Source organism: Streptococcus pseudopneumoniae (genome assembly GCF_001072665.1).
In the GTDB taxonomy this organism is placed as follows: Bacteria; Bacillota; Bacilli; order Lactobacillales; family Streptococcaceae; genus Streptococcus; species Streptococcus pseudopneumoniae_S.
Genome location: NZ_JVJI01000064.1, coordinates 1 through 236, shown reverse-complemented (window position 1 = coordinate 236; position 236 = coordinate 1). Strand labels below are relative to the sequence as shown.

The 236-nt window shown below is 42.8% G+C and carries 1 pseudogene; it reads left to right on the top strand.

Features of this window, described 5'->3' with window-relative positions:
• Nucleotides 1-22: 22 nt before the first annotated feature.
• Nucleotides 23-236, top strand: a pseudogene (locus tag ADH52_RS11405) (hypothetical protein); the annotation flags it as partial.

Below are 236 nucleotides of genomic sequence, written 5' to 3'. Positions count from 1 at the left end.
TCTTCAAACTCTGGTCAACCTGATGAATGACTACTCAACTAACCTCCTACTGTACAAGGATGGCTACTACCAGATTGATGGTGATCTTCATACAAAGCTGCCAAGTAAGGTATTTACAAACCTTCATAGTGCTTTAAAGAGCTCACGGGACGATTTGAAGAGTGAGATTGAGGTCTTGAACACGACCAAGGACAAGGTTTCAGACTTGGTGAGCTATTCAGGAAGCAGTCATACCA